A 21,628-nucleotide genomic window follows, 5' to 3' on the forward strand; every position below is an offset into this window, starting at 1 on the left:
AGCCCCGGCTGCCGCGGGTCCGGCGGGTGAAGCCGCCGCAGGCGCGCCCCGAGGGATCGCACGCCGAGGCGGCGCGGCCCGAGCTGGCGCGGTCCGCGGCGATCTGGTCGTTCGCCGACATCGCCGACGCCGCCTCCGAGCCGGCCGTCGCCGCGATGCCGCCGGCCCAGGCTCGCCCGACGCCGGTCGCCCCGGCGCCCACGGCGTCGCGCAAGGTCGTGACGCCCCGCACGGCCAAGCCCGCGCTCGCACCGGGCGAACGTTGGAAGCGGCGCCTGCCGCGCTCCTGCCGCTAGGACGGTCTGCACCGCGGGGGAGGCCGCCTCACGGCCCGTGATCCAAGGATCATGGGCGCTTCTCCGTCAGGCCGCCCGGCGCACGGCGTAGCGATAGCGGCGGCCATCCGCGTCGAGCAGTTCGCTGTCCGAGGTCTCGCGCCAGACCACGTCGTCCTCCGGGCGCGCCGCATCGGTCAGCTCGGTGCCGCGCACGATGCTGAGGGCGAGGCCGGCGCCGTAATTGGTCGCGGCGGCCTCCGCGATGGCCGTGCCGATGTCGGCCTCGTCCGGCAGGCAGGCGAACAGGACGCCGTCGGCGATGGCGAGCGTGTAGGTTCCCATGGCGCGCTCCGCGGTTTTCGAAGCGCCGGACCGTATGACCTGCGTTTCCCCGCGGAAGCCCGGCCGGTGGGATGCTGCAATGCGGTAGGCGACGGTCCAGGGCGCCGACGGGGCCGCCCCTCCGAGCGCAGGTGCGCGATGTCACGAGCCGGCCGGCTTCGGCCTCTGACGCGATCGTGTAGACATCACGAACCTTTCCCCGCCGCCGAACCCGCCGCACACCCATGACGGACCCGTTTCTCGATCGGCTCGCCGACCTCCTCGGCCTCGGAGGCCTCGTCGTCGGCGACGAGTTGGCGAGCCGGCCCGCGAGCTGGACCCGCGCCGCGGAGCCCTGCGCCGCGGCGGCGCTCGTGCGGCCCCGCAGCACCGAAGAGGTCTCGGCGGTGCTGGCGGCCTGCCACGCGGCGGGGCGCGTCGTCGTCCCGCGGGGCGGCGCCACGGGCCTCGTCGACGGCATCCTCTGCGCACCCGGCGACATCGCCCTGTCGCTGGAGCGCATGACCGGGATCGAAGCGCTCGATCCCCTGGCGATGACGATGGTGGTCCGCGCCGGCACCACCCTCGAGGCGGTACAGGCGGCGGCGGAAGCCGCGGACCTGTTCTTCCCCCTCGACCTCGGCGCCCGCGGCTCGGCGACGGTCGGCGGCACGATCAGCACCAATGCCGGCGGCCTGCGGGTGCTGCGCTACGGCATGATGCGCGAGATGGTGCTCGGCCTCGAAGCGGTGCTCGCCGACGGCACCGTGGTCTCGTCGATGCGGCCGCTGATCAAGAACAACACCGGGCTCGATCTCAAGCAGCTCTTCGTCGGCACGGAAGGGACGCTCGGCGTGGTCACCCGCGCGGTGCTGCGCCTGCGCCCGGCGCCGGCCGGCTACGCCACCGCCCTCGTCGCCTGCGCCGACGTCGACGCCGCCGCCGCCATCCTTTCCCGCGCGCAACGGGCGTTCCAGGGCCGGGTCTCGTCCTTCGAGGGGATGTGGCCGGACTTCTACCGCGCGATGACCGCGCCGGGCCGCTTCGCCCCGCCGCTGCACCGGGAGCACCCGTACTACGCGCTGATCGAGGTCGAGTGCGTGCCCGAGGAGGAGCCGCGCTTCCTGAGCCTGCTCGAAACCCTGATGACGGAGGAGATCGTGCGCGACGCCGTGATCTCGGCCTCCGAAGAGCAGCGCCGCGCGCTCTGGCGCATCCGCGACCGGGTCGAGCTGCTGGGGGAGGCCGGGCTGGCCCGTCCGTTCGACGTCAGCGTGCCGCTCTCAGCCATGGCCGGCTACGTCGCCGAGGCGAGCGCCCGGATCGCCGCGATCCACCCGGATGCGGGCAGCGTCGCCTACGGCCATGTCGGCGACAACAACATCCATTGGAACACCGCGCGGCTGCCCGACCCCGCCCTCGAAGCGCAGGTGGAGGCGGCGATCTACGAGCCGCTCGCCGCGCTCCAAGGGTCGGTCTCGGCCGAGCACGGCATCGGCCTGGAGAAGCGCGGCAAGCTCGGGCTGTCGCGCTCCGCAGCCGAGATCGCGACGATGCGGGCGGTGAAGCGCGCGCTCGATCCCAAGGGCATCCTCAATCCGGGCAAGATCTTTTCGGATCCCGTGGACTGATCCGGCTAAAACCCGACGCGGTCGCCGCCCTTGAGGGACAGCATCGCGCGGGCGTCGTCCGGCGTCGCGACCTCGAGGCCCAGCCCTTCGATGATGCGGCGGACCTGGGCGACCTGCTCGGCGTTCGAGTGCGCCAGCCGCCCCGGGCCGCCCCACAGGCTGTCCTCCAGCCCGACGCGGACGTTGCCGCCCATCGCCGCCGCCATCGCGGCGATGTTCATCTGGTTGCGCCCGGCACCGAGCACCGACCAGCGGTACTGGTCGCCGAACAGCCGGTCGGCGGTGCGCTTCATGTGCATCACGTCGTCCGGGTGCGAGCCGATGCCGCCCTGCAGCCCGAACACCGTCTGGATGAACAGCGGCGCCTTCACCAGCCCGCGGTCGAAGAAGTACTTCAGATTGTAGAGGTGGGCGGTGTCGTAGCACTCGAACTCGAACCGGGTGTCGTTGCCGGCGCAGGTGGTGAGGATGTGCTCGATCTGACCGAACGAGTTGCGGAAGATGATGTCCTTGTTCCCGAGGTACGTCCGCTCCCACGCGTGCTTCAGGTCCGTGAAGCGGTCGAGCATTCCGAACAGCCCGAAGTTCATCGAGCCGAGGTTGAGCGAGGCGACCTCCGGCTTGAAGGTCGCGGCCGGGCGCACCCGCTCCTCGATGGTCATCGTCGGCGCGCCGCCGGTGGTGATGTTCACCACGCAGTTCGAGCGCTGCTTGATGACGGGCAGGAACTTGGCGAAGGCCTCGGGCGTCTGGTCCGGCTCGCCGGTCACCGGGTTGCGGGCGTGCAGGTGGACGATGGCCGCGCCGGCCTCCGCCGCGCCGATCGCCGCGTCGGCGATCTCCTCCGGCGTCACCGGCAGGTACGGCGACATGCTCGGCGTATGGATCGCGCCGGTGACGGCACAGGTGATGATGACTTTTCGCGCGCTCGCCATGGTCGCTCCGTCCCTGCCTGTCCGCCCGCTCCGGGTCGTTCGGTCCAGATTTAGGGCTGCCGGGTGCCGCGGGCAAAGCCCTGGCCGCAGGCTCAGGCCGGGCGCGACCCGGCCGCCGGCCGTCTCAGGCGGCGCCAGCCCATCGCCACGCCGGAGGCCGCGACCACCGAGCCGGCCGCGAGCAGCAGGAGCATGAACCCGTCCCAGGCCGGGCGGTGGCGCACCAGCAGCCCGAGGTCGAAGGTGTGCAGCAGCTCGAAACCCCAGCGCTCGGCCCGGCCCGACCGGTCGAGCCGGCTCAGGATCTCGCCGGTGGCGGGGTCGATGTGGAACCACGTCGCCGCCGGGTCGTCGAAGGTCACGCGGAGCACCGGCAGGCGGCGTCGGCGGTGGTGCGAGGTCCAGTAGAAGTCCTCGCGGTCGAGCCGGATCGCCTCCATCGATCCGGCCTCCGGGACCAGACGTCGGGCAGCCGCCGCGACCCGCCCGGGCGCGACCGTCGGCGTGCCGCAGCAGGGCACCTCCCGGCCGTCGCGGCAGGCGATCGGCGCGAGCGGCGCGCCGCCGAGCCAGGTGAAGCGCACCTCCGCCGCCTCCGCGCAGGCTTGGCCGCGGATCGATGCGAGGTCGAGCCCGGTGCGGGCGCCGGGCGCGTCGGCGTAGCGCTCCAGCATCGCCTGCGTCGGAGCGGACGAAGAGAACCAGCGGTTCGGGTTCATCGAGAGCCAGCCGCTGACGACGAAGCTCAGCAGCGCCAAGCCGCCGACCAGCCCGCCGACATGGTGCCACCGCGCCAGGCCGCGATAGGGCGTCGCCGCGCCGGAGGGATAGCGGCGTGCGAGCCGCAGCCGCACCAGTCCGAGCGCGAAGCCGGTGAGGCCCGAGACCACCGCGATCCCGGACATCCACAGGATCACCATGCGCCACAGATCGGCCTTCGCCCGCAGCGGCGTGACGTAGAGCCAGTGCGGGACCGCGCCGAACCAGTTCCAGAACCGCTCGTGCCGCGTGGTGTCGAGGACGACGGCGCCGGTCGGCTCCGAGACGTAGAGCTCGGTGCCCTCCGGGTCGCCGAGCGCGATGCGGTGGAGCGGGCGCGCGGCGTCGTAGCGCTGGTGCACCGTCCATAGGTCGTAGGCGATGGTCTTGCGGAACGCCGGGTGCCGGCTGCGCGGATCGTGCCCCGCGACGGCGAGCGCCTCGTCGGGCGTCGCCGGGCCGATCGGGCGTCCGTCGACCGCCGAGACGGCGCGGCGTGCGCCGTCCCATCCGACGACGCGGTAGACCGGCTCGGCGCCCCGCATCGACAGGCTTAAGCCCCGGGGAAAGCGCGCTTCGCCGGCGAGCGCCGCGTCGGGCTCCACCCGGACCGCGTCCCATGCGATCGCGGGCAGGCCGGCGCGGCGCTCGGGCTCGGTGAGCGTGGGGTAGGCGACGTACATCATCACCGCGCCGCTCGCGAACCACATCGCGAAGAACAGGCCGGTGGCGATGCCGAGCCAGCGGTGGCCGAGATGCAGCCAGCGCTTGCCGGCCTTCGCCAAGGCGCGTGCGGAGGACGCCATCTCAGAACGCCGTCGTGAAGGCGACTTCGACCGAGCGCGGGCGCCCGAGCAGCCAGTTCGTGCCGACGCCGTCCACCGCGTTGCCGCTGATCGCGTAGACCTTGTCGAACAGGTTGAAGACGCGGAACGACAGGCGCGAGGCCGGCGTGACCTGATGGTCGAGGCCGAGGTTGACCAGGCCGTAGGCCGGGCGCCGCGCGGTGTTGCCGAAGTCGCTGAACACCTCGCCGACATACTGGAACCCGACCCGCGCCTCCCAGCGCGGCGCGAAGGCGTAGTTGACCCAGAGGTTGGCGACGCGCTCGGGCACGTCGATCGGCTGCTTGCCGGCATAGGAGACGGTCGCGCCGTCCACCGTCTGGTCGAAGGTGTCGTACTGCGCCCGCAGCAGGGCGAGGTTGGCGTCGAGCCGCCAGAGCGGCGTCACCTGCAGCGAGAACGCGGCCTCGACGCCCGTGGAGGATTGCCGCCCGACCTGGGTCGCGACGTTCGGCTGGCCCGGCACCGCCGAGATCAGGTTGTCCTTGACGATGCGGTAGCCGGCGAGCGTCCACTCGCCCCGGCCGTCCCAGAACACCCCCTTGGCGCCGACCTCGACCTGCTCGCCGGTGGAGAGCTTGAAGCCGGACAGCGACTGCGACAGCGTGATCAGGCTGTTGACCGGGTCGGTGGCGGTGGCGACCTGCGCGTAGAGCGCGGTGTCCGGCGTCGGGTTGAACACCAGCCCGAAGCGGTAGCCGAGCCCCTGGTAGGCCTTCTCGAACTGCGCGTTGCTCACGAGGTTCTCGCGTTGCAGGTTCGAGGCGTCGAAGCGGACGCCGCTGAGGAACGACAGCCGGTCCGACAGGATCAGCCGGTTCTCGGCGAAGACCGAGGCCTGGTCGGTGCTGGTGGCGTAGGCCGGGCTCGCGCGGCCGTTCACCGGAAACAGCCCCGGATCGTAGCCCACCAGCGGCACGCTGGTGACGAGGCCGGCGCCCACGGTGGAGAAGTTGTTGGTGTGGCGGAAGTCGACGTGGTTCACGTCGAAGCCGGCCAGGAGTTCGTTGCGGAAGCCGAGCAGCGTGCCCTTGAACGCGGCGTCGAACCGGTTCCCGACCTGCTCCTGTTGATGGTAGATCTCGGTGTAGTCGCTCCGGTCGACCAGGCCGGTGGTGCGGTTGAAGGCGTAGGTCTCGACGTCGAGCCAATGGCGCCGGCTCTGCAGCCGGTAGGCGGTGTTGCGGATTGTGACGTCGGCGCTCGGCGTCCACTCGGTCTTGAACTGAGTCCAGTTGTCCGCCCAGGTGATCTTGGAGTCGTGGACGTTGTAGTTGCTGAACCGGATGCGGTCCAAGATGCGCCCCTCGACGAGCGGCGTCCCCCAGTAGCGCGCCGGCTCCTGGTAGCCGAGGTCGTGACTCAGGGTGAAGGCGAGGTCGGGCGTCGCCTGCAGCAGGAGCGCGCCCGAGACCGCGAGGTTGCGGAAGTCGCCCTCCGGGCTCATCCAGCCGCCGGCGCGGTTCCCGCTGACGTTGAGGCGGTAGGCGACCGCGTCGCCGATCGGGCCGCCGGAATCGAGCGCGAGCCGCGCGATGCCGTCCGAGCCGACCCCGGCCCGCACCACGTTGACGGGCGTGAAGGTCGGCTTCTTCGTCACGACGTTGATCACGCCGCCGATCGCCCCGTCGCCGTAGAGCACCGAGGCCGGCCCGCGCAGCACCTCGATGCGCTCGACGTTCCAGGTGTCGAACGGGAAGGTCACGGTGTTGGCGCCGACGAACAGTCGCGTGCCGTCGTAGAGCTGCTGAATCGAGTTCGGCCCCGAGAACCCGCGGCTGGTGAAGGCGCCGTTGCCGTTGCCCGGCGCGGCGATGGTGGTGATGCCGGTGGCGTTCTGCGTCACGGCCTCGGCGACCGTGTCTTGCCCGCGCAGGCGCGCGGTCTCGCCGGAGATGATGTCGACGCTGCCGGGGGTCTCCAGCGGCGTGAGGCCGAGGCGGCTCGCGCCGCGATCGGGCGTGCGCAGGTTGAGGCCGACCGGCGCCGCGCGGGTCGGGCCGACGCCGTCGCCGGACACCGTCAGGGTGTCGAGCAGGACGCTCGACGGCTCGCCCGCGGCCGGCTGTGCGCCGGCCTCCCGGGGAAGGCCGGACGCGGCGAACGCCGTGGCGGCCAGCAGCAGGCGACGGGTCGTGCGCCCGGAGGATCGTGGGGATTTCCGGAAAACGAACATGGATCGGTTGCGGCTCTGACGGCGCGGCGCGACGGCCTGCCTGCCCGGGTATCGACCACAAATGTAACAATGTTACAATCGTGCGGTCGCCGGAACGCGAGGCGGCCGTCGGCGCACGCGGGCCGGGCGGCTGCGTGGGCGTCGGTCGGCGCGGGTCTCGCGGCTGGCATGGGCATGGACGGGGCGTGCGGACGCGTGTGGTGGCACGTCACCGCGAACGAGGCCGCCCCGCGTCCGCCCGATCGGGCGCACGCGTCTCGACACCCGCCGAGGCACCCCGCCCGACGCGTTTCGCGTGTGACCACGACTGACGGCAGGTCTCCTGGCTCGCGGGTCGCTGCCCCTCATCGTCTTCCCAGGTGCCGTGACCCAGTGACGTGTTGATGGAGGGCTCGCCGCTTACAGTTGCGGGGGCAGCCGCGGCATCGGTGAGACCCTCTCGGACCTCGTCCTCACCGCGTTCCCTTTTGATCCCCGAAGGGAACCGTCCCGGCCAAGTGGCCGTGGCGGAGGCGTCGAGTCAACGCCTCGAATCACGACACTGTGGGTTGTGGCCCGGCGGCGACACGTGAAGCGCCTCCCGCCATGCGCCCTCAGCCGTGCGATCCGTCCCGCGTCGGCGCCTCGACGACGACGCTCGGCGGCAGCGTCCCGCCGGCGCCGCCCAGCACCGCGCCGAGGTTGCCGGGCGGGGCGGTCTCGGCGTCCGGCGTCGGCTCGCCGCCGGACGCGTGCTCGTCCGCCACCTCCGCCACCGCGGCCGTTGCGATCAGGCCGAGGCCGGCCGCGTGCCGGGCGATGGCGGTGCTGTCGGCGGCGATGACGAGGTGGCTGCCCGCTTCCGCCACCACCTGGGCCAACGCCTCGATCTCGCTAATGCGGTCGGCGTCGCGCGAGACGTTGCGGATGTAGACCGCCTTCACCCGGCCGGGATGGTCGGCGACGATCCGCCCGTACACCTCGGGGTCGTGCTGGCCGCTGTCGCCGATCAGCACGAAGGGCAGGTCGCGATAGAGCGACAGCATGTGGACGATCAGCGCGCGCTTGTGGTCCTCGGCCCGGCGGGGGAGGGGGTGCTTCCACGACAGCCCCCATTCGCGCAGGAACAGGATCGGGCCGACCGGGATGCCGTGGATCTTGAAGAACTCCGACAGCATCTCGTAGAGGCCCCAAGGCGCCCGCGAGACGTAGAGCATCGGGTTGGCCTGGGTGCCGTCCGGGCCGACGTAGAGCGCCCGGTAGAGCGCGGCGACGCCGGGGAAGGCGACGCGGTTCTCGGCATCCTCCACGAACAGCCGCCACAGCATCTTCACCTTGTTGGCGACGCCGGTGCGCATCACCGTGTCGTCGATGTCGCTGACGACGACGCAGCCGGTGGCGCCCGGCGGCACGAACACCAGCGCCCGCGCCTGCACGGGCGGCTCGGCCTCCAGCGTCAGCGCGACCTCGTGCCAGCCCTGGTCGCCCGCGGGCAGGGATCGCGGGTTGAGGTGGACGCGGAAGTAGCCGTCGCGGTCGGTCTCCACCCGCGTCTGCGCGCCGCCGAAGCGCGCGGTGACGGCGGCGCCCTTCAGGGCCCGCCGGGCGATCCGCCGGGCGATGTCGCGCAATTCCGTGCGCAGGCTCTCGTCGCCCGGCGCGGTGTCGGGGTGCGACTGGCGGAAGATGCGGCCGATCAGGAAGATCTCGTCGGGCGAGCCGTAGCCACGATAGGGCTCGATCACGATGCCGCCGCGCCCCTGCGCGCGGCGCACCGGCCGCGCGACGAGCTTCAGCGCCCGGATCGCGCCCTTCCTCCAACGCCGCACGCCTGCCCCCATCGCTACCCGTCCGCCTCTGCCGTCCGCCTGCCTCGTTCGCGACGGTCAACGCCGCAACCGGCGCATCGGCACCCTCGCGCCGGCCCGTTCACGCGGGCGACCTTAAGGCTGCAGCTCGAGCGAGCCTTCGGGGCCAGCTGGCTCGTCCATCAGCGGATGGAGGTCGCGCACCATGGACTTCAGGCGGTCGTCGAGGACATGCGTGTAGATCTGCGTCGTCGAGATGTCGGCGTGGCCGAGCAGCTCCTGCACGATCCTGAGGTCGGCGCCGTTGTGCAGCAGGTGGCTGGCGAAGGCGTGGCGCAGCACGTGCGGGCTGACCTTGTCGGCGCGAAGGCCTGCCGCCTCCGCCGCCGCCTTCAGGTCGCGGGCGAAGGCCTGGCGGGTGAGGTGGCCGCTCTCGCTATCGGCGGGAAACAGCCACGGCGCCTCGCCCGGCGAGGCCGCGAGATGCCCGCGCATCGCGTCGCGCGCCAGCTCGGTCAGCGGCACCAGGCGCTCGCGCCCGCCCTTGCCGCGGACCACGAGGTAGCGCTCGCGGGTGGACGCCGCCGAGCGCGGCAGCGCGATCAGCTCGGAGACGCGCAGGCCCGTGGCGTAGAGCAGTTCGAGCAGGCACAGCATCCGCCGCGCCCGGCGGGCCTGGCCTTTCGCCTCGGCCGCATCCGCCGCGTCGGCCTGCGCGCGCGCCACCGCGAGCAGCCGGTCGACCTCGGCCACCGAGAGCACCTTCGGCAGCGTGCGGCCCCGGCGCGGGCCGGCGAGCGGCGCGCTCGGGTCGGATTCGGCCATGCCCTCGGCGTAGAGGAACTTGTGGAAGCCGCGGATGCAGGACAGCCGGCGCGCGGCCGACGCCGGCTTCAGGCCCCGCGGCTCGAGGGAGGCCACGTAGGCGCGAAGGCCCGCCGCCTCGATCTCGGCGAGGTCGAGACTTTCGTCGGCCAAGTAGCCGAAATAGTCGTCGAGGTCGCGGCGGTAGGCCTCGAGGGTGTTCTTCGCGGCCCCGCGCTCGGCGGCCAGCATGTCCAGGTAGGCCGCGATCTCGGGAGGCGTGGGCGGTTCGGGCTCGGGCGGGCGCTCCCGCTTCACCGAGCGCCCGGCTGGAGCTTCGAGGCGGGGATGGCGACGCTCATCTCCCGCGGCGTCGGCGTCACGAAGGTCGCGAGCGCGAACATGCCGGCGAAGACGAGGCCTGCCAGGATCGCGAGGGTGGCGAAGAAACGAAACAGGGTCGGCACAGGGGGCGAACCTCGGGGCACGCGGACGCAAGGGTACGTGGGGCGCAGCGGGAACGGTGCGTGTTTTGCGCTGCGGCACCTCGGGTTGCACCACGCCGCCGCGGCGCTGGCAAGGCCCGCGGAGACACAGCGCGCGCGCGATTCGCGGAGACCACGCGGCGAACGCGCCTGCCCCGAGATACCGGGGGGCAGGGGGGACAGGGAGGCGGGCCGCATGGGTGATAACCCCTCGGACTTGGTATATGACCCGGGGCTTCGCCGCCTGCGCGCCCGCACCCGCCGATCCGCCCGTCCGTTGCCAGCTATGCCGAGCCCCTTCAGATGACCACGCCCGAGCCGACGGGCGATCCGATCGAAGCGCGCCTGCGCCGGGCCCTCGGCTCGCGCTCGATCGTGCTCGTCGGCCTGATGGGGGCGGGCAAGAGCACCGTCGGCCGACGCCTGGCGAGTCGCCTGGGCCTGATCTTCAAGGACGCCGACATCGAGATCGAGGCGGCCGCCGGGCTGACCATCCCCGACATCTTCGCGATCTACGGCGAGCCGAGTTTTCGCGACGGCGAGGAGCGGGTGATCTCGCGCCTGCTGCGGGCGGGGCCGCTGGTGCTGGCCACCGGCGGCGGCGCGTTCATGCGCGAGACGACCCGGGCGCGGATCGCGGAATCGGGCGTCTCGGTCTGGCTGAAGGCCGAGCTCGACGTCCTGATGCGGCGCGTGCGCAAGCGCGGCAACCGCCCGCTGCTCCAGACCGAGGACCCGGAGCGGACCATGCGCGACCTGATGGACCTGCGCCATCCGGTCTACGCCGGCTCCGACGTGACCGCGCTGTCCCGCGACGTCGCCCACGACCGCGTCGTGCAGGACGTGCTCGACGCCCTCGACGCCTACCTCAACCCGCCCGACGAGAGCCGCGCGGTCGCCGCGCAGTGAACCCCGCATGACCGATCCGCTCACCGTCCACGTCCCCCTCGACCAGGGGCGCGACTACGACATCCTGATCGGCCGCGGCCTGATCGCCGGCGCCGGCGCCCGCGTCGCGGCTTTGGGCGGCAAGGCGGCGGTGATCGTCAGCGACGAGACCGTGGCGTCGCTCTACGGCGACGCCTTGCGCGCGAGCCTGGAGGACGCGGGCCTGCGCTCGGGCCTCGTCGCGGTGGCGCCGGGCGAGGCCTCGAAATCCTACGCGACCTATGCCGCGGTCTGCGACGGCCTGCTGGCGCACAAGGTCGAACGCGGCGACCTCGTGGTGGCGCTCGGCGGCGGGGTGGTCGGCGACCTCGCGGGCTTCGCCGCGGCGACCCTGCGGCGCGGCGTGCGCTTCGTGCAGGTGCCGACGAGCCTGCTCGCCCAGGTCGATTCCTCCGTCGGCGGCAAGACCGGGATCAACTCGCCGCTCGGCAAGAACCTGATCGGCGCGTTCCACCAGCCCCGCCTCGTGCTGGCCGACACGGCCACCCTCGACACGCTCTCGGAGCGCGAGATGCGGGCGGGCTACGCCGAGGTCGCCAAGTACGGCCTCATCGCCGACGCCGGCTTCTTCGACTGGTGCGAGGCCAACTGGCGCGGAATCTTCTCCGGCGGCCCGGAGCGCGACGAGGCGGTGGCGATCTGCTGCCGCGCCAAGGCCGGCGTCGTCGTCCGCGACGAGCGCGAGGACGGCGAGCGCGCGCTCTTGAACCTCGGCCACACCTTCGGCCACGCGCTGGAGCGCCTCACGGGCTACGAGTCCGCCCGCCTCGTCCACGGCGAGGGCGTCGCGATCGGCTTGGCGCTGGCCTTCCGCTTCTCGGCCCGCCTCGGCCTGTGCCCCGGCCAGGATGCCGGCCGCGTCGCCAACCACCTCGCGCTCGCCGGCCTGCCGACCACGCTCCAGGCCGTGCCCGGCGGCTGCGGCGACGCCGACGCGCTGCTCGACGCCATGGCCCAGGACAAGAAGGTGAAGGACGGCGCGCTGACCTTCATCCTCGCCCGCGGTATCGGGCAGAGCTTCATCGCCCCGGGGATCGAGACGAACGCGGTGCGGGCGTTCCTGCAGGACGAGCTGGGGGCGGCGTGACGCCCCGCGCCGGGCCCGGCACCAGGCGTTAACCGTCCGGGCGCTATCCTGTCGGCCTCGCCGGGTCGGAAGCACTGCACATGCGCGCGTCATCGGGTATCGCCGTGCGCCCGGGCGGCGATGCGGACCTCCGGAGCCTCTTCACGGACGACGCACGCCTGCTGCGCTTCGCCCGGCTCGCGGCTGCCTTCCTCGCCCCCGTGACCCTCGTCCTCGCTTTCGCGGCCTGCGGCTTCGGTCCGGACCCACGGCACAACTGGCTTGGCGACGTCGTCGGCAGCGACCTCTCGCAGGTCTGGGTCGCCGGGGCGCGGGCGCTCGCAGGGCGCGCCGCCGAATCCTACGAGCTGGCGGTGCATCTCGCGAACCTCGCCGCCGCGTTCGGGCCGGAATGCCGCTTCGCGTGGCATTATCCCCCGGTCTTCCTGATTCCGGCGGCGGGGCTCGCCGCGCTCTCGCCGCAGGTCGCGATCCTCGCGTGGATGACGCTGTCGCTCGCCGTCTTCACCGCCGCCACGTTCGTCGCGACCGGGCGGCGCGACGCGGTGCTGATCGCGCTCGCCCACCCGTTGGTGTTCTGCAACCTCACATACGGCCAGAACGGTCTCATCACCGCGGGTCTGCTGACGCTCGGGGCGACGCTCGTCGATCGCCGTCCGTGGCTCGCGGGCCTGTGCTTCGGGCTGGTCGCGTACAAGCCGCAGCTCGCGGCCTTCGCGCCCGTCGTACTGCTCCTGACAGGACGCCGCGAGGCGCTCGCGGCCTGCCTCGGCACGGCGCTCGCCCTGTGCCTCGCCTCCGTCGCGCTCTTCGGTCTCGACCCGTGGCGCAGTTTTCTCACGACGCTGTCTGAGACGGACCGGCTCCTTCTGCGGGATGCCGCCGCGGGCCTCGACATCAACTTCAGCGCCTTCGGCACCATGCGCCTCTTCGGCGGCGGCATGTCTGCGGCATGGGCGTTCCAGGCCGGCGTCACCGGCGCGACCTTCGCCCTCGCGTGGCGGGTCTGGTCCCGCTGCGCGGACACGCACCTGCGCGCGGCGACCCTGCTCGCCTGCGTCCCGATGGCCTCGCTCTACCTGCCGATCTACGACCTCGCGCCGCTGATCCCGGCAACGATCCTGCTCGCCATCGCAGCCCATCGCGCGGGTGGGCTTCGCGGCTACGAGCGGGGGTTGATGATCCTCGCGCCCCTCACCGCCGCGTTCCGGCCGCTCGTCAACGAGACCGGCATCCCGTTCGGCTTCCTCTTCGCCGCCGCGACCCTGCTCTGCGTCGCCGCGCGCGCCCTCCCGGCGATGCCGCCGCGCAAGGTCTCGACGGTCGCGCACCCAGCCTGACGGCGGAGCCGGACCAGTCCCGCGGCGAGGCCGCGCCCGCGTGAATCTGCGGGGGGATGCGGGCAACGCCCGAGAAATCCCGTATGACGGCGCGGACCCCGCGCCGCGGTCGCGCGGCGTCCGCCAACGCCTGGAACGCAAGCCTCCGAACCATGGAAACCCACACCGACCTCTGGCTGGCCGCGAGCATCGTCGTGATCTCGCTGCTGCTCTCGGCCTTCTTCGCCGGCGCGGAGACCGCCTTCACCGCCGCCTCCCGCGCGCGGATGCACACGCTGGAGGAGGCGGGCGACGCCCGGGCCGGCATCGTCAACCGCATCCTGGCGATCCGCGAGCGCTTCATCGGCGCGATGCTGATCGGCTACAACATCGTCGCCATCGGCGCCTCGGCCTTCATGACGAGCGTGCTGACCGCGATCTTCGGCAAGAGCGGCGTGATCTACGCCACCGTCGGCATGTCGGTGCTGGTCATCGTCTTCGCCGAGGTGCTGCCGAAGACCCTCGCCATCTCGAAGCCGGACAAGGCCGCCCTGCTGATGGCCCGCCCCGTCGCCTTCGCGGTGGCGGTGATGGGGCCGCCCGCGATCGCGATCGAGAGCCTGGTGCGGCTGATGCTGCGTCCGTTCGGCGTCACCATCGGCGACCACCAGTCGATCCTTTCGGCGACCGAGGAGATCCGCGGGCAGGTGGCGCTGCTGCACCGGGAGGGCGGCGTGGCCAAGGCCGAGCGCGACATGCTCGGCGGCCTGCTCGACCTCTCCGACCTCTCCGTCTCCGAGGTGATGGTCCACCGCACCAAGATGCGGATCATCAACGCCGACCTGCCCTCCGAGGAGATCGTGCGCGAGGTGCTGGCCTCGCCCTACACCCGGATGCCGCTGTGGCGCCGCACTACCGAGAACGTCGTCGGCGTGCTGCACGCCAAGGACCTGCTCCGGGCGCTGGACGCCGCCGGCGGCGACGCCTCCGGCCTCAAGGTCGAGGCGCTGGCGCTCGAGACCTGGTTCGTGCCCGACACCACGAGCCTGCGCGACCAGCTCAAGGCCTTCCTCTCGAAGAAGACCCACTTCGCCCTCGTCGTCGACGAGTACGGCGAGGTGATGGGCCTGATCACCCTGGAGGACATCCTCGAGGAGATCGTCGGCGACATCGCCGACGAGCACGACGTCACGGTCTCGGGCGTGCGGCCGCAGGGCGACGGCTCGGTCAACGCCGACGGCGGCGTCCCCATCCGCGACCTCAACCGGGCGATGGACTGGCACCTGCCGGACGAGGAGGCGACCACCATCGCCGGCCTCGTCATCCACGAGGCGCGCGCCATTCCCGACCAGGGAACCGCGTTCAACTTCCACGGCTTCCGCTTCCAGGTCCTGCGCAAGTCCAAGAACCGCATCACCGCGTTGCGGATCACGCCGTTGGAGGCCGCCGGCAACAAGCGCGGCGACGGGTAAGGTATCAAAGCCTGGGCTGTCGCGAGGATGCGCGACCGAGAGAGCCGAGCAAGAGGTTGAAGACAAAAATGCCTAACCTATGATAAGTCCACTAGGTTTTATGTCGTCGTGGCAGAAGCTTTAGGCGTTATTTATCACCTCGAATAACAATGTTGAAAATCTCGGGACGCAGGGGTGCAGAGGCAGTCCCGACCTCGGAGTGATCTGCGGGATACAGCAAGCCGTCCATGCGTCTCGACATCCCGACCCTCCTGTTGGTGACGTTCGTCCTCACGTTCCTCGTGGGCGTGCTGTTCCTGCTGTCCTGGGTGCAGGCGCGCGGGACGCGCGCGCTTGCGATCTGGGGCGTCGCGCACCACGGCGGCGCCGTCGCGTCCGGCGGGCTGGCGTTGCGCGGCATGATCCCCGATTGGGTCTCGATCGGCGTCGCCAACGCCGTCATGATCGCGGTGTACGGGCTGATCTGGAGCGGCGTGCGGGCTTTCGAGGGGCGGACGCTGCGCCTCGCCCTCCCGGTACTTGGCGGCGGTGTCTTCGCGGTGGCCTGCCTCGTGCCGGGCTTCTACGAGTCGATCGCGGCGCGGGTCGTCCTGGCCTCGTCCATCGCCGCCGGCTTCTGCGGGGCGAGCGCCTACGAAATCTGGCGTGGGCGCGCGGAACGGCTGGTGTCGCGCTATCCGGCGATGGTCCTGCTCTGCGCCTACGGGCTCTGCTACGCCATCCGGATTCCCGCGGCGCTGATCGCTCCGCTTCCGACGGGACCTGACGCCCTGCAATCGCCCTGGGTGGCGATCCTGTGCTTTGCCGCGATGCTGTTCACGATCGCCATCGCCTTCACGTTCATGGCGCTGACGAAGGAGCGGGCCGAGCGGTCGCAACGGCTCGCCGCGTCGATCGATCCGCTCACCGGCATCGCCAACCGCCGCGCCTTCGTCCGGGAGGCCGAGGCGCTGCTGGCGCGGCCATCGCCGGCTGCGCTGCTGCTGTTCGACCTCGACCACTTCAAGCGCGTGAACGACACCTACGGCCATGCGGTCGGCGACGGGGTGCTGGTGGCGTTCTGCGCCCTGGGACGGGCCCTGCTGCCAACGGAGCGGGTGTTCGGGCGCCTCGGCGGCGAGGAGTTCGCCTGCCTGATCCCGGTGGACGGTCCGGAGGAGGCGCGCCGGGTCGCGGTGCGGTTCGGCCGCGCCTTCGCCGCCCTGCGCCTGCCGACGCTGCCGAACCTTCGGGTCGGCGTCAGCATCGGCCTCGCGGTGAGCCGGCCCGGAGACGCGGATTTCGACGCCCTGATGCGCCGGGCCGACCTCGCGCTCTACCGCGCCAAGCACAACGGCCGCAGCCGCACGGAACTTGCCGACGTGGCGCTGCCGGACGCGCGCCCCGACCGGTCCAAGGCCTGGGCTCAGGCGGCCGAGTAGGCGGCGGCGCCGAGGCGCGTTCGTGCGGCGGCGTATTCGCGTTTGAGCCGTTCGACCAGTTCGGCCACGGGCGGCGCGTCTTCGATGGTCCCGACGCCCTGGCCGGCGCCCCAAACGTCGCGCCACGCCTTCACCCGGCTGCTGCCGAAGTTCATCGCGCTCTTGTCGACCTGCGGAAGGCTGTCGGGATCGAGCCCGGCGGCGCGGATGCTCGGGCTGAGGTAGTTGCCGGGCACGCCCGTGAAGAACGGCGTGTAGAGGATGTCGGCCGCCGCGCTCCCGGCGATCATCGTCTTGTAGGTGTCGGCGGCGTTGGCCTCCGCCGTCGCGATGAAGCGGGTGCCCATGTAGGCGAGGTCGGCGCCCATCGCTTGCGCCGCGAGGATCGCGCCGCCCGTGGTGATCGCACCCGACAGGATGATCGGCCCGTCGTAGAACCGCCGCACCTCGCCGAGGAGGGCGAACGGGCTCAGGGTGCCGGCATGGCCGCCTGCGCCGGCGCAGACCAGGATCAATCCGTCCACCCCCGCCTCCAGCGCCTTCTCGGCGTGGCGGACGGTGGTCACGTCGTGGAACACGACGCCGCCATAGCCATGGATCGGCCGCACGACGTCGTCTGGCGCCCTGAGCGAGGTGATCACGATCGGAACCTGATGGGTGACGCAGGCGGCGACGTCCCGGGCGAGGCGGTCGTTCGAGGCGTGCACGATCTGGTTGACCGCGAACGGCGCGATCGTCCGGGTCGGCTCCGCCGCCCGCGCCACGGCGAGCGTCGTGGTGATGCGCGTCAGCCAGGTATCGAGCAGTTCGGCCGGGCGGGCGTTCAGCGCCGGGAACGACCCGACGATGCCGGACAGGCATTGGGCGATCACGAGGTCGGGGCCGGACACGATGAACAGCGGCGCGGCGATCACCGGCAGCGCGAGCGTGCCGCGCAAAGCCGCCGGCAGGCGGTCGTTCGGTGCGAGAGCCGTCATGCGCCTGGTGCCTGTCGATGTCCGATGCCGGATCAAGCGCCGAGGAGACGGCCCGTCAAGACCTCCGATTTCGCCGGTGTGACGGCGCGTACCGCGGGAGCCCGGAACCGGGGCGCGATCATGCTATCCGCGATCACGCAGGGCATGGTCCGATTCCTGCTGAGCGGACCGCAACCAGCCGAACCAGAGGATGCCGACGTGAGCGGGACGACCGACGACACGATCCTCGACGGGCCCGAGGCCTTGCGCGCGCATGTCGGCGCGATCCGGCCGATGGCCGTGCACAAGGTTCTGCCCAGGCTCGATCACTTCGCCCGCGACTTCATCGCGCTTTCGCCCTTCTTCGTCCTCGCCTCGATGGACGTGGAGGGACGGGCCGACGCGAGCCCACGGGGCGACGCGCCGGGCTTCGTCCAGATCCTCGACGACGCGACGCTGCTGATCCCCGACCGCCGCGGCAACAACCGCGTCGACAGCTTCGGCAACGTGCTCGGCAATCCAGGCGTCGGGCTGATCTTCTTCGTGCCGGGCATCGACGAGACCCTGCGGGTCAACGGCCGCGCGGCGCTGGTCACGTCGCCGGATCTGCTCGCGCCGATGGCCGCCCAGGGCAAGGTCCCGACGACGGGTCTGCGCGTGACGGTGGAGGAGATGTTCTTCCACTGCGGCAAGGCGCTGATGCGCGCCAAGCTGTGGTCGCCGGCGGTGCGGGTCGAGCGCAAGAGCTTCCCGAGCCTCGGCCGCATCCTCGCCGAGCAGGGCGGCACCGTCAGCGTCGCCGACGCCGAGCGGGCCACCGAGGAGGCGTACCGCACGCGGCTGTATTGAGAGGCGGGACCGCCGGGAAAACCGGCGATCCCGCGACGGTCTCATTCGGCTTCGGGGGCGATCGGCTCCAGGCCGCCGATGTGGCGCTGGGCGTAGAGCGGCAGGCCGATCTGGCGGATCAGCTCCTGCTGCGTCTCGAGGAAGTCGATATGGCCTTCCTCGTCCTCGGCCAGGTCCTCAAACAGGCGCTTCGACACCCGGTCGTTGATCGAGTCGCAGTACTTGGCGGCCTCGAGGTAGAGCGCGCGCGCCTCGCACTCGGCGGCGAGATCGCTGGCGATGATCTCTTCGACGTTTTGGCCGATCCGCAAGGGATCGAGCTCCTGCAGGTTGGGGAAGCCATCGAGGAACAGGATCCGGTCGACGAACCGGTCCGCGTGGTTCATCTCCTCGATCGATTCCTTGCGCCAGAACTTGGCGAGGTCGATGTAGCCCCAGTCGTTGAGCATCCGGAAGTGGAGCCAGTACTGGCTCACCGCCGTCAACTCGCTGCGCAAGCCGCGGTTGAGATACTCGATGACCTTGATGTCGCCCTTCATGAAACCCGTTCTCCCCTTGACGCTTGCGAGGGAAAAGCCGGGCCACGCCTCAGGCGGCGATCCCCTCCTCTGCAGGCTGGACCTTTCCCAAACTGCAGCCGGTTGCGCAACCCGTCGCGCAGGCATGGGCCTCGTGTCCCGCCTCGATCGCGGCGCCGGCCAGCGCGTTCTGCATGATCGCGCGGATGGTGCGGGCGCATCGGCCGCATTTCGGGCTGCAGCCGAGGCAGGCGTAGACCTGGGCCGGCGTGCGCGGACAGCCGGGCCCGTCGCCGAGGCACCCGCGCACGGCGCCGTCCGAGAGGACGTTGCAGGAACAGACGATCATACGATCCAAAACCCGATGGTTGGAGGCTCGTTTCCTTCGTCGACCTCGACGCCTGCGAGGCCGGTCACCGTACGCCGTCCCGGCCCTGTCGGACCGCCTTCCAGTTTAGAACTCTTGAAAACTATGCGTTTTCAAGACCTTAGCTTGCGGGCCACATGCCATCCGACGCCGCGCCGGTCAAGGCTCCGGCGATCACGAGCGCACGATCCCATCGCGCGCCAGCGTCTGCGCGGCCCCTCGGCCTACTGCGCCAACTCCTTCAACCCGAGGCGGATGAGCACCTTGGTCTCGGCGCCTTCGCCGGCCGAGCGCAGGGCGGCTGCGATCGCGGCCGAGGCCTGGAGCTGGGCGTAGCCGAGGTTGACCAGCGCCGAGATCGCGTCCGCGACGGGCTGGGGCGCGGAGCGGTTTTCCACCGCGCCGGCCAGCGCGACCAAAGCCGGGTCGAGGGGCGCGAAGGACGGCGCCTTGTCCTTCAGCTCCGCGACGAGGCGGGCGGCGAGCCGCGGGCCGACGCCGGGCGCGCGGGCGATCGCGGTCTTGTCGCCCAGCGCGATCGCCGAGGCGAGCTGCGGCGGCTCCAGCACCGAAAGCAGCCCGAGCGCGACCTTCGAGCCGACGCCCTGCACCGTCTGGAGCAGGCGGAACCACTCGCGCTCGGCGTCCGAGCGGAAGCCGTAGAGCCGGATCATGTCCTCGCGTACATGCGTCTCGATCGAGAGGTCGGCCGGTTCGCCGGCCTTGGGCATGCGCTGCAGCGTGCGCGCCGAGCAATGCACCACGTAGCCGACGCCCTGCACGTCGAGGATGACGAAGTCCTCGCCGAAGGAGTCGACCACGCCCTTGAGCTTCCCGATCATGAGATCCCGATCATCCGCGCCGCGCGTCCCGCCCGATCTGCGCTGCCTACAGAATGCGGCCCCGCGCCGCCATCCACGGCATCCAACGCGGTACGAGCCTTGAGGGCGGCCAAGCTTCGTGAGATCACGGCCCGGAAACCTTCGGTCACAGACACAGGCGATCCCGATGCGCGGACCTCTGCTCCTCCTGGCGTTCGCGCTCGCCCTCGCGCCGGCGCGGGCCGCCGAGACCGCGGCCCCGAGCGCCGACCCGACGCAGGTGCGGCCGGGCGCCTACCGCCTCGATCCCGACCACGCCAAGATCACGTGGTCGCTGAGCCATCTCGGCTTCTCGACCTATTACGGCCAGATCACCGACGTCGCCGGCGACGCGGTGCTCGATCCGAGGGACCCGGCCAAGATCCGACTCAAGGTCACGATCGGCACCGACAGCGTCACAGGCGTGAACCCGAAGCTCGACGCGCACCTCAAGGCGCCGGACTTCTTCGACACCGCGAAGTTCCCGAGCGCGACCTTCGTCGCAACCGCGGTCGAGGCGACGAGCCCGACCACGGCGCGGGTCACCGGCGACCTGACGCTGCGCGGCGTCACCAAGCCGGTCGCCTTCGACGCGACCTTCAACCAAGCCGGCATCCACCCGGTGGACAAGGCCTACACCGTGGGCTTCGACGGCCGCGCCGTGCTCAAGCGCTCGGATTTCGGCATCGACGCCTACCTGCCGGTGCTCGGCGACGAGGTGGTCCTGCGGCTCGAAGGCGAGTTCAAGGCGGTGAACTGACGGGCTCAGCCGAGCTTGGCCAGGGCCGCTGCGATCCGCGCGGCGCCGGGGCCCGCCGCGCCGGGGGGCGGGTTGGCGCGCTTCAGCGCATGCGCGCCCCGATGGTTGACGTGGGTGATGGCGATGGCCAGCGCGTCGGCCGCATCCGCGACCTTGAACTCGGCCTTCGGCAGCAGGAACCGCACCATCGCCTGGATCTGCACCTTCTCGGCGTGGCCCGAGCCGCAGACCGACTTCTTGATCAGGTTCGCCGCGTATTCGAACACCGGCACGCCCGCGAGCGCCGGCACCAGCAGGGCGATGGCGCGGGCGTGGCCGAGCTTCAGCGTCGCCTGCGCGTCCTTGTTGACGAAGGTTTCCTCCACCGAGACCTCGTCGGGCGAGAAATCCCGCACGATCCGGGTGATGCCCTCGTGCAGCTCGCGCAGGCGCAGCGCCAGCGGCAGGTCGCCGTCCGAGGTGACCACGCCGCAATCGACGTAGGCGAGCTTGGCGCCGGTCACCGTCACCATGCCCCAGCCGGTGCGGCGAAGGCCCGGATCGATGCCGAGGATGCGGATGGGCGTCATGGACGAGACCTCGGGCGCGGGGCCGGAACGCCACGCCCGCCCTGTGTGAGCACATAGCGTGAACGATCGGTTTCGCCAAACGGTCGCGGGCCGACACCTTTCGCATTCGGCGCGGCCGAACTACCGTCCGTCCCGCGGCGCGTGACTGGAACCGCGCCGGAGCGATCGAGCGGGCAGGCGGATGAACACCTTCGACTGGCTGGTGCCGACCCTGGCCTTCCTCGCCCCGATGGCGCCGATGCGGCCGGAGCCGCCCAAGCCCTTGCGCGGCAGCGCCTGGGCGGCGGGCATGGTCATCGGCAGCGTCTGCCTAATGATGGTGCTGCCGATGTTCACGATCTGGAGCTTCTGGGGGCCGCACGACTCCTTCCAGACCCGCTGCGAGGCCACCGGCGGACGCGTGCTGCAGGACCCGGCGGTCGGCGTCGCGCCCTATCGCTGCGACCGCAGCGGGACGGTCTCGCTCCGCTGAGGCCTGAGC

The 21,628-nt window shown here is 71.5% G+C and carries 21 protein-coding genes, 1 pseudogene and 1 riboswitch; of the genes and pseudogenes, 10 read left to right on the top strand and 12 right to left on the bottom strand.

Annotated elements, in window-relative coordinates; translation table 11 throughout:
* A pseudogene (locus FV229_RS27405) lies at nucleotides 1–296 on the top strand (hypothetical protein); the annotation flags it as partial.
* A gap of 66 nt (nucleotides 297–362) precedes the next feature.
* On the opposite strand, the gene FV229_RS12675 reads toward FV229_RS27405, so the two are convergent.
* Complete coding sequence (locus FV229_RS12675; RefSeq protein WP_147752328.1) at nucleotides 363–620, bottom strand: hypothetical protein; 258 nt, start codon at nucleotides 618–620, stop codon at nucleotides 363–365.
* Between the two features lie 224 nt (nucleotides 621–844).
* Between FV229_RS12675 and FV229_RS12680 the strand changes: the two genes are divergently transcribed.
* A complete protein-coding gene (locus FV229_RS12680; RefSeq protein ID WP_147752329.1) occupies nucleotides 845–2,230 on the top strand; it encodes an FAD-binding oxidoreductase in 1,386 nt (461 codons plus the stop codon).
* A 5-nt stretch (nucleotides 2,231–2,235) separates the two neighbouring features.
* On the opposite strand, the gene FV229_RS12685 is transcribed toward FV229_RS12680, so the two are convergent.
* The 6 genes from FV229_RS12685 to FV229_RS12710 form a co-directional block, all read right to left on the bottom strand.
* Nucleotides 2,236–3,165: a 3-keto-5-aminohexanoate cleavage protein gene (locus FV229_RS12685; protein WP_147752330.1), complete on the bottom strand. Its 930-nt coding sequence runs from the start codon at nucleotides 3,163–3,165 to the stop codon at nucleotides 2,236–2,238.
* Between the two features lie 92 nt (nucleotides 3,166–3,257).
* A complete protein-coding gene (locus FV229_RS12690) occupies nucleotides 3,258–4,730 on the bottom strand; it encodes a PepSY domain-containing protein (RefSeq protein ID WP_147752331.1) in 1,473 nt (490 codons plus the stop codon).
* Nucleotide 4,731: 1 nt separating this feature from the next.
* Complete coding sequence (locus FV229_RS12695; RefSeq protein ID WP_147752332.1) at nucleotides 4,732–6,945, bottom strand: TonB-dependent siderophore receptor; 2,214 nt, start codon at nucleotides 6,943–6,945, stop codon at nucleotides 4,732–4,734.
* 294 nt (nucleotides 6,946–7,239) lie between these two features.
* Nucleotides 7,240–7,449, bottom strand: a riboswitch (cobalamin riboswitch).
* 89 nt (nucleotides 7,450–7,538) lie between these two features.
* Entirely contained in the window at nucleotides 7,539–8,765 is a 1,227-nt protein-coding gene (locus FV229_RS12700; protein ID WP_147752333.1) for a phosphatase domain-containing protein, read from the bottom strand.
* A gap of 102 nt (nucleotides 8,766–8,867) precedes the next feature.
* A complete protein-coding gene (locus FV229_RS12705; RefSeq protein WP_281406712.1) occupies nucleotides 8,868–9,854 on the bottom strand; it encodes a site-specific tyrosine recombinase XerD in 987 nt (328 codons plus the stop codon).
* The gene (locus tag FV229_RS12710; RefSeq protein WP_147752334.1) at nucleotides 9,851–10,003 is read right to left on the bottom strand and encodes a histidine kinase; all 153 of its coding nucleotides are present in this window, start codon (nucleotides 10,001–10,003) and stop codon (nucleotides 9,851–9,853) included. The genes FV229_RS12705 and FV229_RS12710 overlap by 4 nt, the downstream gene beginning before the upstream one ends.
* Before the next feature lie 321 nt (nucleotides 10,004–10,324).
* Between FV229_RS12710 and FV229_RS12715 the strand changes: the two genes are divergently transcribed.
* The 5 genes from FV229_RS12715 to FV229_RS12735 all read left to right on the top strand — a co-directional run bounded on the left by FV229_RS12715 (nucleotide 10,325) and on the right by FV229_RS12735 (nucleotide 16,268).
* Entirely contained in the window at nucleotides 10,325–10,930 is a 606-nt protein-coding gene (locus FV229_RS12715) for a shikimate kinase (RefSeq protein WP_147752335.1), read from the top strand.
* Nucleotides 10,931–10,937: 7 nt separating this feature from the next.
* Nucleotides 10,938–12,056 carry a 3-dehydroquinate synthase gene (gene aroB / locus FV229_RS12720; RefSeq protein WP_147752336.1) on the top strand — a complete coding sequence of 373 codons (1,119 nt, stop codon included), beginning with the start codon at nucleotides 10,938–10,940 and terminating at the stop codon, nucleotides 12,054–12,056.
* Nucleotides 12,057–12,136: 80 nt separating this feature from the next.
* The gene (locus tag FV229_RS12725) at nucleotides 12,137–13,396 is read left to right on the top strand and encodes a glycosyltransferase family 87 protein (RefSeq protein WP_147752337.1); all 1,260 of its coding nucleotides are present in this window, start codon (nucleotides 12,137–12,139) and stop codon (nucleotides 13,394–13,396) included.
* 152 nt (nucleotides 13,397–13,548) lie between these two features.
* Complete coding sequence (locus FV229_RS12730; RefSeq protein ID WP_147752338.1) at nucleotides 13,549–14,847, top strand: HlyC/CorC family transporter; 1,299 nt, start codon at nucleotides 13,549–13,551, stop codon at nucleotides 14,845–14,847.
* Nucleotides 14,848–15,074: 227 nt separating this feature from the next.
* A complete protein-coding gene (locus FV229_RS12735) occupies nucleotides 15,075–16,268 on the top strand; it encodes a GGDEF domain-containing protein (protein WP_147752339.1) in 1,194 nt (397 codons plus the stop codon).
* On the opposite strand, the gene FV229_RS12740 is transcribed toward FV229_RS12735, so the two are convergent.
* Nucleotides 16,253–17,245 (bottom strand): nitronate monooxygenase family protein, encoded by a 993-nt coding sequence (locus FV229_RS12740; RefSeq protein WP_147752340.1) that lies wholly within the window; start codon nucleotides 17,243–17,245, stop codon nucleotides 16,253–16,255. The two genes, FV229_RS12735 and FV229_RS12740, sit on opposite strands and share 16 nt — an antisense overlap.
* A gap of 198 nt (nucleotides 17,246–17,443) precedes the next feature.
* On the opposite strand from FV229_RS12740, the gene FV229_RS12745 reads away from it, so the two are divergent.
* A complete protein-coding gene (locus tag FV229_RS12745; RefSeq protein WP_281406713.1) occupies nucleotides 17,444–18,073 on the top strand; it encodes a pyridoxamine 5'-phosphate oxidase family protein in 630 nt (209 codons plus the stop codon).
* A 41-nt stretch (nucleotides 18,074–18,114) separates the two neighbouring features.
* On the opposite strand, the gene bfr is transcribed toward FV229_RS12745, so the two are convergent.
* The 3 genes from bfr to ruvA form a co-directional block, all read right to left on the bottom strand.
* Nucleotides 18,115–18,612: a bacterioferritin gene (bfr, locus tag FV229_RS12750; protein WP_147752342.1), complete on the bottom strand. Its 498-nt coding sequence runs from the start codon at nucleotides 18,610–18,612 to the stop codon at nucleotides 18,115–18,117.
* A gap of 49 nt (nucleotides 18,613–18,661) precedes the next feature.
* Nucleotides 18,662–18,940, bottom strand: coding sequence for a (2Fe-2S)-binding protein (locus FV229_RS12755; protein ID WP_147752343.1), 279 nt, complete (start codon nucleotides 18,938–18,940; stop codon nucleotides 18,662–18,664).
* A 242-nt stretch (nucleotides 18,941–19,182) separates the two neighbouring features.
* Nucleotides 19,183–19,800: a Holliday junction branch migration protein RuvA gene (gene ruvA / locus FV229_RS12760; RefSeq protein WP_147752344.1), complete on the bottom strand. Its 618-nt coding sequence runs from the start codon at nucleotides 19,798–19,800 to the stop codon at nucleotides 19,183–19,185.
* A 166-nt stretch (nucleotides 19,801–19,966) separates the two neighbouring features.
* Between ruvA and FV229_RS12765 the strand changes: the two genes are divergently transcribed.
* Nucleotides 19,967–20,578 carry a YceI family protein gene (locus FV229_RS12765; RefSeq protein ID WP_147752345.1) on the top strand — a complete coding sequence of 204 codons (612 nt, stop codon included), beginning with the start codon at nucleotides 19,967–19,969 and terminating at the stop codon, nucleotides 20,576–20,578.
* A gap of 5 nt (nucleotides 20,579–20,583) precedes the next feature.
* Here FV229_RS12765 and ruvC read toward each other — a convergent pair whose 3' ends face one another.
* Nucleotides 20,584–21,147: a crossover junction endodeoxyribonuclease RuvC gene (gene ruvC / locus FV229_RS12770; RefSeq protein ID WP_147752346.1), complete on the bottom strand. Its 564-nt coding sequence runs from the start codon at nucleotides 21,145–21,147 to the stop codon at nucleotides 20,584–20,586.
* Between the two features lie 181 nt (nucleotides 21,148–21,328).
* On the opposite strand from ruvC, the gene FV229_RS12775 reads away from it, so the two are divergent.
* Nucleotides 21,329–21,619, top strand: a complete 291-nt coding sequence (locus FV229_RS12775) for a hypothetical protein (RefSeq protein ID WP_147752347.1) — start codon at nucleotides 21,329–21,331, stop codon at nucleotides 21,617–21,619.
* Nucleotides 21,620–21,628: the final 9 nt, after the last annotated feature.

It is taken from the genome of Methylobacterium sp. WL120 (assembly GCF_008039465.1).
In the GTDB taxonomy this organism is placed as follows: Bacteria; Pseudomonadota; Alphaproteobacteria; order Rhizobiales; family Beijerinckiaceae; genus Methylobacterium; species Methylobacterium cerastii.